This window comes from Hymenobacter segetis (genome assembly GCF_054776495.1).
Map to the genome: position 1 here is coordinate 623,664 of NZ_BAAHBV010000003.1, position 13,650 is coordinate 637,313.

A 13,650-nucleotide genomic window follows, 5' to 3' on the forward strand; every position below is an offset into this window, starting at 1 on the left:
CCCCGGGAGAAGGCCGCGTCGTGGTAACGCATTTCGGACTTAAAATGTCACACCCGTAGCTGGTTATAATCGCCGAGGCTCAGGTCATCGGGCGTGCCGGTCACGGTGGCGAAGTTGCCAATCATCGAATTGGTGATAACCGCGTTCAGCACCGAGGCCGACTGCTGCACGATGGAATTCGACAGACGCGAGTCGCGCACGTTGGCGCTGGCACCCAGCGAAACGTGCGGCCCCACCACCGAATCAGTAATGATAGCGCCCTCGCCGATGTACACCGGCTCGATGATAACAGAGTTGGTGATTTTGGCCGACTCAGCTACCAGCGACTCGCCGCGCTCCTTCAAATACTCCAAGTAGCGCTGGTTGGTGAACACCGTGGCGTCCTTATTGCCGCAGTCGAGCCACTCGGTCACGCGGCCGGGTACGAAAACGGTGCCCTTGTTCTTCATGTTTTCCAAGGCATTGGTGAGCTGGTACTCGCCCTTGTCCTTGATGTCGTTGTCGAGCAGGTATTGCAGTTCGCTACGCAAATACTCGCCGTCCTGGAAGTAGTAGATGCCGATGATGGCCAAGTCTGACACGAACTCCTGCGGCTTCTCCACAAACTCTGTAATCTGGCCCTGCTCATTCAGTTTCACCACGCCGAAGGGCTTGGGGTCGTCCACTTTCTGCACCCAGATGGTGCCGGGCACACTGGAATCCAGCGTGAAATCGGCTTTAAACAAGGTATCGGCAAAAGCCACCACCACCGGGCCAGTTAGCGATTCTTTGGCGCACAGAATGGCGTGGGCCGTGCCCAGCGGCTCGTCCTGATACACAATGGTACCCTTCGCCCCCACCGACTCGGCAATCTTCACTAGGTTTTTCTCCACCTCCGCCCCGAAGCGGCCAATGATGAAGGCCACCTCGTCCACCGGCTCACCGCAGACCTTGGCAATGTCCTCCACGAGGCGCTGCACAATGGGCTTGCCCGCAATGGGAATGAGCGGCTTGGGAACGGTGAGGGTGTGGGGGCGCATGCGTTTGCCCATGCCGGCCATCGGGACGATGATTTTCATGTGGTTGGTTGGTGATTTATCCTAGTAATTATTGGTAAAAGAACGTCATGCCGGGCACAGTCGCAGCATAGGTGTCGAGCAAATAATTTACTTGCCGGAGTTAGCGCTGCGGTAAGATGCTTCAAATGCGCGGATGCCAGCCGGCACGGCATTCGGCTGTTTTTGCAAGCTGGTTACTGCTTGCCCGTGCTTCCATACCCGCCCGCGCCGCGTTGGGTTGCGCTCAGCGCCTCAACGGGCTGCCAGGCAATGGTTTCGTGTTTGGCAACTATCAGCTGGGCAATGCGTTCGCCGTCATTCACCACGAAAGGCTCGTTGGATAAATTCACGAGCAGCACCCGGATTTCGCCTCGGTAGTCGGCATCAATCGTTCCCGGACTGTTCACAATACCGATGCCGTGCTTCACAGCCAGCCCGCTGCGTGGTCGCACCTGCGCTTCGTAGCCTACGGGTATTTCCAGGCTTAGGCCGGTAGGGATAAGCTGGCGTTCCAGCGGCCCGAGCGTGACGGGTCCATCGGCTAGGTGAGCGCGCAGGTCGAGGCCGGCGGCGTGGGGTGTCTGGTATTCGGGCAAGGGGTGGCCCGAGTGGTTGATAACGGGAATGTGCATGGGCAGTAATAAGGGAACGGGCAAAGATAGAAGCAGGCCTATACTATCCCAACCGCATTACACTTTGGCAACATTCAATGCCGGGCGGGGCCGCTCCACCGCGTACAGCGCCAGCAGGAAGGCCACCGTGAGGCCCGCGTGCCAGGCGTGACGCACCCACCAGCCCGCCGGTTGCACCCACCAGCCTAGTGCCACCAGCCCCGAGGCAAATACCAGCCACAGCCCCAGCCGCACCGCCGGATACGGCACCGGGAAATGCCGCTCGCCCAGACGCCAGCACAACACCGCCATCATGAAATAACAGGCCAGCGTGGCAATGGCCGAGCCCAGGTAGCCCAGCAGCGGAATCAGCACGAAGTTGAGGGCAATAGTAAGTACCGCCCCGCCCGCCCCGATGTAGGTGCCGTAATACGTCTTATCGGTGAGCTTAAACCATACCGACAGGTTGTAATAAACGCCCAGAAACAGATTAGCCAGCAGCAGAATGGGCACCACCACCAGCCCCTGCAAATACTCCGGCCGCCGCAGAAACAGCCGCCCGAAATCCTCCACATTCAGGCTAATTCCCACGAAAATTACCGCGCAGCACAGCGTAAACCACTTCAATATCATGGCAAACGTGGCCGGCGAGTTCCTCTCCGTGCTTTGAGCGAAGAAGAACGGCTCGGCCGCGTAGCGGAACGCCTGAATGACCAGCGACATGAAGATGCTCAGCTTATAGCACGCCCCATAAATACCCACTGCCGTGAGGCTGCTCTGGCCGGGATAGAAATTATCGGGCAGCCACTTGGGCAGCAGAATGCGGTCCAGCGTCTCGTTCACCATGCCGGCCAGCCCCATCAGCATCAGCGGGAAAGCATAGCCCAGCAGCGGCTGCAGCAACGATAGATTCAGCCGAAAGCGGAAATCCAGCAGCTCGCGCCACAGCAGCAGCAGCGTAAGGCCGCTGGCAAAGAGGTTCGATAAGAAAACATAGCCCACGCCCACCGTGGGGTCGTACACCCGCGCCACCAGCGGCTGCAAAAAGGTCAGCCATTTGCCGCTCATCACCGCCGGGCAGAGCACGATGAAAAACAGGTTCAGCGCCACGTTGGCGATGATGCCGGCCAGCTTGATACCGGCAAACTTGCGCGCCTTGTTCTCCAGCCGCAACCGGGCAAACGGGATGGCCGTCAGCGCATCCAGCCCCAGAATCAGGGCCACCCACACCGCGTATTGCTCGTGCCCAGGCGGTATTTCCAACAGGCTCAGCAGCGGGCGCGCCAGCAGCATCAGCAGCACCGTGAGGCCGGCCGTGCTCACAAATAGCAGGCTCAGCACCCGGTCGTACAGCTCCTTGCGGTCAGCACCCGCCCGGTTGGCGAAGCGGAAAAACGTGGTTTCCATGCCGTAGGTAAACACCACGTTCAGAAACGACACGTAGGCGTACAGCCCCGTCACCACCCCGTACTCCGCCGCCGAAAACGCCGCCGTGTATATCGGCACCAGCAAATACGTGAGCACCCGGCCCACAATGCTGCTCACGCCATACACGGCCGTTTGCGAGGCTAATCTTTTGGCAATTGCACTCATATTGTCATTGCGAGCAAAACGCAGTGGAGCGCGGCAATCCGTCCTTCCAATGTGATAAGCCCTGAATTGTGATAAGCACCAGCCTCTATAAAACAAATACGACGCGGTGCCAGCAGTTAAAGGGAGTTGTCACAGCAAGAAAGCTGGTCGCTGAAAACAGGACGAATTGCCGCGCTCCACTGCATTGCGCCCGCAATGACAATCCTCAACATTATTTCCCGGTGAACACCGCCGGCCGCTTCTCCACAAAAGCCGTGGTGCCTTCCTTGAAATCCTCGCTCTCAAACGCCCGCTCAAATGCCCGGGCTTCGGTTTCGTAGCCATCGGCGCCTTTGGTGTAGTGCGCGTTCACGCAGTCCAGCACCAAGCCCACAGCCAGCGGGGCCTTGCCCAGAATCTTGTTCAGCAGCTGCGTGCAGAACGGCAGTAGCTCCGCCTGCGGCACCACATGGTTCACCAAGCCGAGGCGCAGGGCTTCGTCGGCTTTCACCATATCGGCCGTTAGCAGCAGCTCAATGGCCTTGCCCTTACCGATAAGCTGCGGCAGGCGCTGGGTGCCGCCGTAGCCGGGCGGCAGGCCCAGGTTCACTTCCGGCTGCCCAAAACGGGCATTGTCCGAAGCCACGCGCATGTGGCAGGCCATGGCCAACTCGCAGCCACCGCCCAGCGCGAAGCCGTTCACGGCTGCTACCACCGGCTTGGTACTGGCTTCGATGCGGGCAAATGCCTCTTGTCCCGCCAGCGAGGCCCGGCCGGCCCGCTCCGGCGTGAGGGCCGCCAGCTCCGCGATATCCGCGCCGGCCACGAAGGCCTTCTCGCCGCTGCCCGTCAGGATAATGCCGCGCACCTGCGGCTCGGCCAGCGCCTGCTGCACGGCCGCGTCGATGTCGGCTATCGTGGCCGCGTTCAGCGCATTGAGCTTGGTGGGCCGGTTGATGGTGATGGTGAGGATGCCGCTGGCGGCGTCCAGGTCGTAAAGCAGGTTTTCGAAAGAAGCAGACATAAGCAGAGAGGAAGCCCCGAAATGCGGTTGGCAGCGCCAAAGATAGGACACGCGCCGCCCCGTGCCGGTCGGGTTAATACCCCGGTTCGCCGCCCCAGCATCCCGCCCCAACGAAACCATCTGCCCACCTAAGCCAAAACAAGCCAGCTTTGCATCGGCAATCAGGTATAGCTATTTGAATTTAAATAAGTAGCTTTAGCGCCATACCCTACTCTTTTTTCACACCTAACCTCTTACTACAATGGGCTTTGTTTCCGAATTCAAGGAGTTCATCTCCAAAGGCAATGTGCTCGACCTGGCGGTCGGCGTCATCATCGGCGGCGCATTCGGCAAAATCGTGTCCTCGCTCACCGACGACATCATCATGCCCATTCTCAGCGTGTTCACCAGCGGCATCGACTTCAACGAGAAGTTTTTCACCCTCGATGGCAAGCACTACGACACCCTAAAAGCCGCCCAGGATGCCAAAGCTGCCACTATTGCCTACGGCAACTTCATCAATGCCATCATCTACTTCCTCATCATTGCCTTCGTCATTTTCTGGGTGGTTAAGCTCGCCAACCGCTTCAAACGGCCCGCCGAAGTAGTGGTAGCCGCCGAGCCCGCCCCCACTAAAGAGCAACTCCTGCTGGCCGAAATCCGCGATTCGTTGCGTGCCGGCCGCGCCTAAGTCGCCCATTCCGTTCACCCAGAAAAAACCGTGGTTTACCGAGTGGCAGGCCACGGTTTTCGCTTTTTTGCTTCAACCAGTCATTTTATTCAAGCTGGTTAATTGGTCGATTCAAAATAAGTTGCGAACTTAGGGGCAGCCTAACGCCGCAGGCCGTCCTTTTGGATACCTGCATTGAACCACCCACTTCTCTCAATCGTTAGGCCGCTATCCTGCTCCCCTCACCACCATCGCGCCCCATGAAAATATTGTTTGTTGCCGCACTTTTTGGCGGCTTGAGTTTTGGAGCTGCCTCAGCGGCCCACGCCCAAACCGGGCCGGCATTCCCCATGCCCGGCAAAGCCACCAGCGAAGAAGGCGCCCGCGTCACCACGGCCAACAACGCCCAGGAATTAGCCCGCAACCAGCGCCGCGCCGCCATGACGCCCGACGAAGTGAAGCGCGACCAGCAGCTTGAGCTCCTCGAAGCCCGCACCGGTAACACCAGCTTCGGTGCCCGGGGACCCGAGCGCCAGTTCGACTCCAACCGCAGCGGCAACGGCTTCATGGTCCGCAAGTTTAAAGCCACCCCCGGCAAGCCCGGCTATGTTAGCAAGCGCGGCACGGGCCATACCCCGGGCAGTTCCAATCCGGCTGGTAAGCCGTTGGTGCACAAGCACAAGGGCCAACACAGATTTCTCTTTTTCTAGACCACGGATTCGCTCGGATTTTTCGGATTCCACGGATTTTGTAGACGATTTCAGTTGTCAGATATCAAAAAAGGCTGCCTCATCGGGCAGCCTTTTTCGTTTGTTTTCAAAGTTTAACAATGACGCAAAAAACAAAAAGGCTTGCCGGATGGCAAACCTTTTTGTTTTTCAATACACGTCCACAAAATCCGTGGAATCCGAAAAATCCGAGCGAATCCGTGGTCTTAGAGCGTACGCTTGATTTCCTTTTCTTCGAAGCCTTCGATGTTATCGCCTTCCTGCAGCTCGTTGAAGCCTTTGATGGAGATACCACATTCGTAGCCCTGGCGCACCTCGCTCACGTCGTCTTTGAAACGCTTGAGGTCCTGGATATCGCCCGTGTACATCACGATGCCATTGCGAACCACGCGCACCTTGGTTTTGCGGGTCAGGGTGCCTTCCGTCATCATACAGCCGGCAATGGTGCCCACTTTGGTGATGTTGAACACCATCCGTACTTCGGCATTGGCCGTCACCACCTCCTGCACCGTCGGGGCCAGCATGCCTTCCATGGCATCCTTCACCTCGTTGATGGCGTTGTAAATGATGGAGTACAGGCGGATATCAATCTGCTCATTCTCAGCCAACTTACGGGCACTCTGCGAGGGCCGTACCTGGAAGCCAATAATGATGGCGTCAGAAGCCGAAGCCAGAAGCACGTCGCTTTCGGAAATAGCGCCCACCCCTTTCGATAGGATGTTCACCTTTACTTCCGGCGTGCTCAGTTTCAGCAGCGAGTCGGAAAGTGCTTCCACCGAGCCGTCCACGTCGCCCTTCACCAGGATGTTGAGTTCCTTGAACGAGCCGATTGCCAAACGGCGACCAATTTCGTCCAGCGTGATGTGCTTCTTGGTCCGGATGGTTTGCTCACGGGCCAGTTGCAGACGCTGGGTAGCGATTTCGCGGGCTTCGCGCTCCGTCTCCATTACCTGGATACGGTCGCCGGCCTGCGGGGCCCCGGTCAGACCGAGTACCTGCACCGGCGTTGCGGGCGGTGCCGACTTCATTTTCTTACCACGGTGGTCCGTCATGGCCTTCACGCGACCAAAGTGCGGGCCGGCCAGAATCACGTCGCCCACGTTCAGCGTGCCGGTTTGCACCAGCACGGTGGTTACGTAGCCACGGCCTTTGTCCAGCGAGGCTTCAATCACGGTGCCGATGGCACCACGGTCGGGGTTGGCTTTCAGGTCGAGCAATTCAGCCTCCAGCAGCACCTTTTCGAGCAGGTCTTCTATACCAATGCCCGATTTGGCCGAAACCTCCTGGCTCTGGTATTTGCCACCCCATTCTTCCACCAGAATGTTAATCTGGGAAAGCTCCTCGCGGATTTTCTCGGGGTTAGCGGTGGGCTTGTCAATCTTGTTGAGGGCGATGATAATCGGCACCCCAGCCGCTTGCGCGTGGTTGATGGCTTCCTTCGTCTGCGGCATCACCGAGTCGTCAGCCGCCACCACGATGATGGCAATGTCCGTCACCTTGGCACCACGGGCACGCATAGCCGTAAAGGCTTCGTGACCAGGCGTATCAAGGAACGTGATAGGCTGACCTGATTTGGTGCGAACCTCATAAGCACCAATGTGCTGGGTGATACCACCGGCTTCGCCTTTGGCCACACTCGCATCGCGGATGTAGTCAAGCAGCGACGTTTTGCCGTGGTCGACGTGGCCCATGATGGTCACGATGGGGGCGCGGGGCTTGAGGTCTTCCTCAGCATCGCCGGCATCCACATCAATCTCCTCTTCTTCAGCCGACAGGAATTCCACGTCAAAGCCAAATTCGTCGGCAATCACGGTGATGGCTTCAGCATCAAGGCGCTGGTTGATGGACACGAACATGCCCATGCCCAGACACACCTTAATCACCTCGTTCACGTTCACATCCATCAGCGAAGCCAAATCATTGGCCGAGATGAATTCGGTGAGCTTGAGGGTCTTGGCGTCGAGCTCGTTCTGTGCACGCAGGGCCTCGCGGTCCTCCGCCAGCATGCTGCGCTTGTCGCGGCGGTACTTGGCGCGGTTCTGATTATTGCCGCCCTTATTGCCACCGAGCTTGGCCAACGTGGCCTTAATCTGCTCCTGAATCTGCTTTTCAGCCTGCTCAGGGGTGAGTGCGGGTGCATTAGGCTTGGGAGCCGTATTCTGGCCGGGACGCTGGGGACCACCGGGACGGTTGCCGCCGGGGCCACCGTTGGGACGGTTGCCCTGGTAGCCACCACCCTGGCCGGGAGCGCCAGCAGGGCGGTTGCCCTGATAGCCGGGGCTGGGAGGCGAGGTGGTGCTGCCGGGAGGGCCGGGCAGGCGCGTGCGCTTTTTCTGGCCAGGGCCAGCGGGCAAACCGCGCTTGCTCACATCCGACGAAGCAATGGGGCGGGGACCACGGCCACCCGGCCCACGCCGGTCATTGTTGATGGACGACAAGTCAATCTTGCCCAATACAGTCAGACCTTTCAGCGTGTCTGACTTGGCCACGATAGTGCTGGTGTCTTCGGGCGTAGCGGCTGGTTCAGCAGGAGCAGCGGCTACGGGAGTAGCAGCGGCAGCAGCCGGAGGAGTTACCGGAGCAACAGGCGCGGCCGGAGCAGCAGCCACTGGGGCCGGAGCCACCGGCTCAGCTTTCGCTACGGGCTGGGCTACGGGAGTCGGGGCGGCAACCGGGGCCGAGGCAGCCGGAGATTCTACTTTAGGAGCAGGAGCCACTGGGGCTTCCACTTTCGCTGCTACGGGAGCCGGAGCGGGTGCGGGTGTCGGAGCGGCAGCCACCGGGGCTGGAGCTACCGGAGCGGCAGCCACCGGCCGGGGCGGAACCACGCGGCCTTTGCTGTCCAGCTCGATTTTACCCAGCACTTTCAGGCCGGGCACGCTGGGTGCTTCGGGAGCTGGCGTGGGTGCCGGAGCGGCGGCAACGGGAGCCGCGGGGGCTACCGGAGCAGCCGGGGCTGGGGCAGCAGCCACCGGAGCGGCGGCCACGGGTGCCACCGGCGCGGCCGGCTTGGGAGCCGGTGCGGGCGTAGCCACCGGCGCATGGCGCGGGGCTGGGGCAGCAGGTTTTGGAGCCGCATCGAGGTCGCTCTGGCGCTTGGCCTGAATGACTTTCTGGGCTTCTTGACGGTCGTGGGCAGAGGCCGCGAATTCCTTCTCCAGCGAGGCCACTTGCTCACCGGTGAGCTTCGTGGTCGGCTTGTTCTCTACTTGTATACCTTTCTTGGCCAGGGCTTCTACCACCCTGTCCATTCCAATATTCAGGTCTTTGGCCGCCTGTTGTAGCCGTTTCGGGGTTGCTTCCGCCATTTATCTTTTCTCGCGTAACGATACGCTTCTAAGTGCAAAGGTATTACATTAAATCTTGCCAGCAGGGTGCAAACCGTGCCTACTGGCCCGATTTGTTACCCTTGCCGTACCGGCCGCGCGGCCGTCATTGGGCTGGCTCGGCGGGAGAGCTCGCGCCCGCTTCCTCAGTCGTTGGTTCGTTTTCGTTGGTCACTTCGGTTTCCAAGGGGGTATGCTCGGGAGCGGTTTCGGTAGCCGAGGCGTGGGTTACGGCCGCTTCTTCGGCGGTCGCATCGTCCGTTTTGCCAGCGGCAACGCGGTTTTTAGCCGTTTCCAGCGAGTTCTCGTCGAGGTCTTCGTCGTCGGCAAATTCTTGGCGGATAATGCGGTACACATCGTCCACCATTTCCTCTTCCAACTCCGTGCGGCGCACGATGTCGTCTTTCTTCACAGCTAGTACGGCGCGGCCGGTGTCCAGACCGATTTTTTTCAATTCGGCCAGTACCCAAGGCTCGATTTCGTCCTGGAACTCGTCCAGCGAAATGTCTTCCTCGTAGTCGATGGCTTCGCGGAATACGTCGATTTCCATGCCCACCAAGCGGCTGGCCAGCTTGATGTTGGCACCGCCGCGGCCGATGGCCAGGCTTACTTGGTCAGGTTTCATGAACACGGAAACCCGGCCGTTCTCCTGGTTTATCTTCATAGAACCTACTTTGGCCGGCGATAGTGCCCGCGCAATATAAAGCTCTAAGTTATCCGTGTAATTGATAATGTCGATATTCTCATTTTCCAGCTCGCGCACCACCGGGTGGATGCGGCTGCCCTTCATGCCCACGCAGGCACCCACAGGGTCGATGCGCTCATCGTAGCTTTCGACGGCTACTTTGGCGCGCTCGCCGGGCTCGCGCACCACGTTTTTGATAACGATGAGGCCATCGTAAATCTCGGGCACTTCCAGTTCGAACAAACGCTCGAGGAAAGCGGGGGCTGCGCGGGAAAGGATGATTTTCGGCGTGCCGTTAATCACCTCAACGCGGTGAACTACAGCGCGCACGGTGTCGCCTTTGCGGAAACGGTCTTTGGGGATTTGCTCGCCTTTCGGCATCACCAGCTCGTTGTCGTCTTTGTCCATGATGAGGGCCTCGCGGCTCCACACCTGGTACACTTCGCCAGTCACGATTTCGCCCACCTGGTCCTTGTATTTCTGGTACAGGTTGTCGCGCTCGAGGTCTTTCACGCGCTGAATCAGCGTTTGGCGGGCCATGAGCACGGCGCGGCGGCCGAAATCCTCCAGCTTCACGCCTTCGGCTACGGATTCGCCAACCTCGAAGTCGGGCTCGATTTTCTGAGCTTCGGCCAGCGGAATTTTATCGTGGTCCCAGATATCCTCCGAGTTATCGTCCACGATTTCGCGGTTGCGCCAGATTTCGAGGTCACCGTTGTCGGGGTTGATGATGACGTCGAAGTTTTCGTCCTGGTCGTACTTCTTGCGAATCATGGTGCGAAACACGTCGTCCAGGATGCTCATCATCGTGGGCCGGTCGATGTTCTTGCTCCGGGCAAATTCGCCGAAGGATTCAATGAGTTCGTGGCTGTTCATAAGAGGCAGAACTGTATTTATTTGAAAGAGATAACAACCTTGGCCTCTGTAATGTCCCCGAAGGGATAGAATGCGGCGGGCAGGGTGGTTTTCTTGGTTTTTTGTTTGATGACTTCCTCGATTTCTACGCCTTCGGCGGTGGCGGCAGTGAGGGTGCCGGTTTTTTCGGTGCCGTCGGCCAGTTTCAGGGCCAGCGAGCGGCCGATGTGGCGCGGGTACTGGCGCGGGTCGGTGAGGGGTTGGTCGGCACCGGGGCTGGTGACTTCCAGGGAATACGCGGATTCTTCGCCGTAGTGCTCGTCGATGCGGCGGGCCAGGCGGCGGCTGATGGTAGCGCAGGCCTGAATGGCGAGGCCGTTGGGGCCGTCGAGAGTGACGGTGACCTTGGGCAGCACCGAATCGGACACGGTGAGGCTCACGATGAACAGCTCCTCTTCGCCGATGGCGTCGTGGAGCATTTCCAGCAGCAGGTTGCGGTCGAAGTGCATAGTTTTTGAAACAAGCGGGCAAAAAAAGAGGGGACTGCGCGTCCCCTCTTTATCAGATTGAATACCAACTTCGGGGCAAAGGTACGACAATTGGGGGCCGAATGCAATATGGAACGAGTGCGGCCGCAGCAACGGTGCAAGCGGCAGAACCTCACCCCCAACCCCTCTCCTTGGGGAGAGGGGAGCCTGACGCGTTTAGGGGTTGAAATAACTTCTGCAACTCTGGCGGCAATCAGTGTCTTTGGTAAACCTCAGTGGCTGATGCGGAGTTTGCGAGTCGACGACCGAACTTCACGACCCAATTCACTCTCATTTTCAACGCCAAATTCCCATGAAATCCTTCACGACTCTTCGCACTGCCGCTTTCGGCCTGACGCTGGCGTTGGCCAGCACGACTGCTTATGCCCAGACGACGCCCACTACTATGCATGCTCCTGCTAAGGATGCGGTGAAGCCAAGCCCGGCGGCTACGGCTACCGGCAAGATTGGCGCAGCCGATGTGACGGTGAACTATAGTAGCCCGGGGGTAAAGGGCCGCAAGATTTTCGGCGGGCTGGAGCCTTATGGCAAAGTGTGGCGCGCCGGGGCTAATGAGGCTACCACGGTCGAATTCAGCAAGGCGGTGACAGTAGAAGGCAAGCCGCTGCCGGCGGGCAAGTACGGCTTCTTTGTGATTCCGGCGGAGAGTGGCCAGTGGACAGTCATCTTTAACAAGGTGCCGAACCAGTGGGGTGCATTCAAGTACGATGAGAAGCAGGACGCCCTGCGCGTGATGGTGACGCCCCGCAAAACGGCAGCCGTGACCGAGCGCCTAGTGTATGAGGTAACGCCTAAGGCGTTGGTGCTGCGCTGGGAAAATGTGGAATTGCCGGTGGCTATTAAGTAGAATTGTTTGCATGAATCGTAGCGTGGACTCTGTGAGTCCGCGTGTGGGGCGTTCCACACGCGGACTCACAGAGTCCACGCTACATACTTTTGTACCCACCCCAACCTGAAATATCATGGAATACAAGCTCACCCAATACAGCCACGGTGCGGGCTGCGGCTGCAAAATCGCGCCAGCCGTGCTCGACCAAATGCTGCACACCAGCATTGCGCAGCCTCAGCACGAGAAGCTGTTGGTGGGCAATGCCAGCCGCGACGACGCGGCCGTATATGATATCGGCGGCGGACAGGCGGTGATTTCGACTACTGACTTTTTCATGCCCATCGTGGATGATGCGTACGATTTCGGGCGCATTGCCTCGGCCAATGCTATTTCGGATGTGTACGCCATGGGCGGGCGGCCGCTGCTGGCCATCGCCGTGCTGGGCTGGCCGGTGGATAAGCTGCCGCCCGAGGTGGCGCGCCGCGTGCTGGAAGGTGCCCGCAGCATCTGCGCCGAGGCCGGGATTCCGCTGGCGGGCGGGCACAGCATCGACTCGCCGGAGCCCATTTTTGGGCTGGCGGTGACGGGCATGGTCGACATCAAAGACCTGAAGCAGAACGACACGGCTACGGCGGGTTCGGAATTATTCCTGACCAAGCCGCTGGGCGTGGGCATCATGACGACAGCCCAGAAAAAGGGCATTCTGCGGGATGAGGATGCCAACATTGCGCCGGCTCAGATGATGCAGCTCAATAAGATTGGGGCGGAGCTGAGCAAGCTGCCCGCCGTGACGGCCCTGACGGACGTGACGGGCTTCGGCCTGCTCGGGCACTTGGCCGAAGTGTGCGAAGGCAGCCACCTGACGGCGGAAATTGACTTCAGCAAAGTGCCGCGCATCGCTGCGGCTGAAAGCTATTTGAAGCAGGGCAGCGTGCCTGGCGGCACCGGCCGCAACTGGGCCAGCTACGGCCACAAAATCGGGCCGGTAACGGACGAGCAGCGGGCGTGGCTGTGCGACCCGCAGACTTCGGGCGGCCTGCTGGTGTGCGTGGAGCCCGCCGGGCGGGCGGCCGTGGAGGCTGTTTTTGCCAAGCACGGGCTGGCGCTGGAGAGCTTCGGCCACCTGCGGACGCACACCGATGGCGAGGCCTGGGTACAGGTGCAAGCCTAGCGTGGAGCTGGCTTTTCAGGCATGAAAACCTCTTTCTTCCGCCCGCTGATTGAAGCGGCCGTGGTCATTTTTCTGGTGCTGGGGGCGGCGCGCTGGGTCACGGGGCTGTTCTCAAAGCGTACCCACGTGTACCAGACCACGGCGGCGCGGCAGCTGCGGCTGCTCTTCTGGCCGCTGCTGGCGCTGGGCGCGGGGCTGAGCGTACTGCCCGCCGTGGCCATGGGTGGAGCCGAAGTCAGCGCCTTTGAGTGGCTGCTCACGGCGGGATTTATGCTCTTTACGCTGGCCCTAAGTGGACCGGCGCTGCTGCTGCACCTGCGCTACTGGATTCTGAATCGGGAAACCACGCTGGCTTTTCAGCCCGTTGATAATCGGTTTGAAGTGTATGAAGCCGGGCAACGGGTGCCGTTTGAGTGGCGCGATTTAGCCCGCGTAGAGCGTGTGACATGTAGTGCCCGCCGCACCTTCTGGGCAAAATATGATTACCTGACGCTGCACCTGCGCGACGGCCGTGCCATTATACTTACCGCATTACTTACCGATTTGGAGCCGTTGGCCACTTTTCTGCGTAGCCTGCCCACGGAGCGGCGCACCAAGGCGTGGTGCTGGGTGTAG

General features: G+C 59.6%; 11 protein-coding genes and 1 pseudogene. 5 read left to right on the forward strand and 7 right to left on the reverse strand.

Annotation, left to right across the window (positions count from 1 at the left end):
- Positions 1-47: 47 nt before the first annotated feature.
- The 4 genes from ACYU70_RS19480 to ACYU70_RS19495 form a co-directional block, all read right to left on the reverse strand.
- Complete coding sequence (locus ACYU70_RS19480) at positions 48-1,058, reverse strand: sugar phosphate nucleotidyltransferase (protein ID WP_342299279.1); 1,011 nt, start codon at positions 1,056-1,058, stop codon at positions 48-50.
- Between the two features lie 173 nt (positions 1,059-1,231).
- A complete protein-coding gene (gene dut, locus ACYU70_RS19485) occupies positions 1,232-1,669 on the reverse strand; it encodes a dUTP diphosphatase (protein WP_342299277.1) in 438 nt (145 codons plus the stop codon).
- 57 nt (positions 1,670-1,726) lie between these two features.
- Positions 1,727-3,241: a lipopolysaccharide biosynthesis protein gene (locus ACYU70_RS19490; protein WP_342299275.1), complete on the reverse strand. Its 1,515-nt coding sequence runs from the start codon at positions 3,239-3,241 to the stop codon at positions 1,727-1,729.
- Between the two features lie 211 nt (positions 3,242-3,452).
- On the reverse strand, positions 3,453-4,244 hold the full coding sequence (locus ACYU70_RS19495; protein WP_342299273.1) for an enoyl-CoA hydratase/isomerase family protein: 792 nt from the start codon (positions 4,242-4,244) through the stop codon (positions 3,453-3,455).
- A gap of 241 nt (positions 4,245-4,485) precedes the next feature.
- On the opposite strand from ACYU70_RS19495, the gene mscL reads away from it, so the two are divergent.
- Together mscL and ACYU70_RS19505 are read left to right on the forward strand one after the other, a co-directional pair.
- Positions 4,486-4,914, forward strand: coding sequence for a large conductance mechanosensitive channel protein MscL (mscL, locus tag ACYU70_RS19500; RefSeq protein ID WP_342299272.1), 429 nt, complete (start codon positions 4,486-4,488; stop codon positions 4,912-4,914).
- Positions 4,915-5,153: 239 nt separating this feature from the next.
- Positions 5,154-5,603 carry a hypothetical protein gene (locus tag ACYU70_RS19505; RefSeq protein WP_342299270.1) on the forward strand — a complete coding sequence of 150 codons (450 nt, stop codon included), beginning with the start codon at positions 5,154-5,156 and terminating at the stop codon, positions 5,601-5,603.
- Between the two features lie 224 nt (positions 5,604-5,827).
- Here the strand turns inward: ACYU70_RS19505 and infB are convergent, their stop codons facing one another.
- The 3 genes and pseudogenes from infB to ACYU70_RS19520 all read right to left on the reverse strand — a co-directional run bounded on the left by infB (position 5,828) and on the right by ACYU70_RS19520 (position 10,996).
- Positions 5,828-8,929 carry a translation initiation factor IF-2 gene (gene infB / locus ACYU70_RS19510; protein WP_342299267.1) on the reverse strand — a complete coding sequence of 1,034 codons (3,102 nt, stop codon included), beginning with the start codon at positions 8,927-8,929 and terminating at the stop codon, positions 5,828-5,830.
- 346 nt (positions 8,930-9,275) lie between these two features.
- Positions 9,276-10,508, reverse strand: a pseudogene (gene nusA, locus ACYU70_RS19515) (transcription termination factor NusA); the annotation flags it as partial.
- A 17-nt stretch (positions 10,509-10,525) separates the two neighbouring features.
- Positions 10,526-10,996, reverse strand: a complete 471-nt coding sequence (locus tag ACYU70_RS19520; RefSeq protein WP_342299266.1) for an LSm family protein — start codon at positions 10,994-10,996, stop codon at positions 10,526-10,528.
- Positions 10,997-11,327: 331 nt separating this feature from the next.
- Here ACYU70_RS19520 and ACYU70_RS19525 point away from each other — a divergent pair, with 331 nt between their 5' ends.
- The 3 genes from ACYU70_RS19525 (at position 11,328) to ACYU70_RS19535 (ending at position 13,650) form a co-directional block, all read left to right on the forward strand.
- Positions 11,328-11,882 carry a DUF2911 domain-containing protein gene (locus ACYU70_RS19525; protein WP_425293334.1) on the forward strand — a complete coding sequence of 185 codons (555 nt, stop codon included), beginning with the start codon at positions 11,328-11,330 and terminating at the stop codon, positions 11,880-11,882.
- 115 nt (positions 11,883-11,997) lie between these two features.
- On the forward strand, positions 11,998-13,035 hold the full coding sequence (gene selD, locus ACYU70_RS19530) for a selenide, water dikinase SelD (protein WP_342299265.1): 1,038 nt from the start codon (positions 11,998-12,000) through the stop codon (positions 13,033-13,035).
- A gap of 21 nt (positions 13,036-13,056) precedes the next feature.
- Entirely contained in the window at positions 13,057-13,650 is a 594-nt protein-coding gene (locus ACYU70_RS19535; protein ID WP_342299263.1) for a hypothetical protein, read from the forward strand.

Coding starts and splice junctions, on each gene's coding strand:
- ACYU70_RS19495 (WP_342299273.1), bottom strand. CDS start 4,244: ATGTCTGCTTCTTTCGAAAACCTGCTTTACGACCTGGACGCCGCCAGC.
- ACYU70_RS19490 (WP_342299275.1), bottom strand. CDS start 3,241: ATGAGTGCAATTGCCAAAAGATTAGCCTCGCAAACGGCCGTGTATGGC.
- infB (WP_342299267.1), bottom strand. CDS start 8,929: ATGGCGGAAGCAACCCCGAAACGGCTACAACAGGCGGCCAAAGACCTG.
- dut (WP_342299277.1), bottom strand. CDS start 1,669: ATGCACATTCCCGTTATCAACCACTCGGGCCACCCCTTGCCCGAATAC.
- ACYU70_RS19535 (WP_342299263.1), top strand. CDS start 13,057: ATGAAAACCTCTTTCTTCCGCCCGCTGATTGAAGCGGCCGTGGTCATT.
- mscL (WP_342299272.1), top strand. CDS start 4,486: ATGGGCTTTGTTTCCGAATTCAAGGAGTTCATCTCCAAAGGCAATGTG.
- ACYU70_RS19525 (WP_425293334.1), top strand. CDS start 11,328: ATGAAATCCTTCACGACTCTTCGCACTGCCGCTTTCGGCCTGACGCTG.
- ACYU70_RS19480 (WP_342299279.1), bottom strand. CDS start 1,058: ATGAAAATCATCGTCCCGATGGCCGGCATGGGCAAACGCATGCGCCCC.
- selD (WP_342299265.1), top strand. CDS start 11,998: ATGGAATACAAGCTCACCCAATACAGCCACGGTGCGGGCTGCGGCTGC.
- ACYU70_RS19505 (WP_342299270.1), top strand. CDS start 5,154: ATGAAAATATTGTTTGTTGCCGCACTTTTTGGCGGCTTGAGTTTTGGA.
- ACYU70_RS19520 (WP_342299266.1), bottom strand. CDS start 10,996: ATGCACTTCGACCGCAACCTGCTGCTGGAAATGCTCCACGACGCCATC.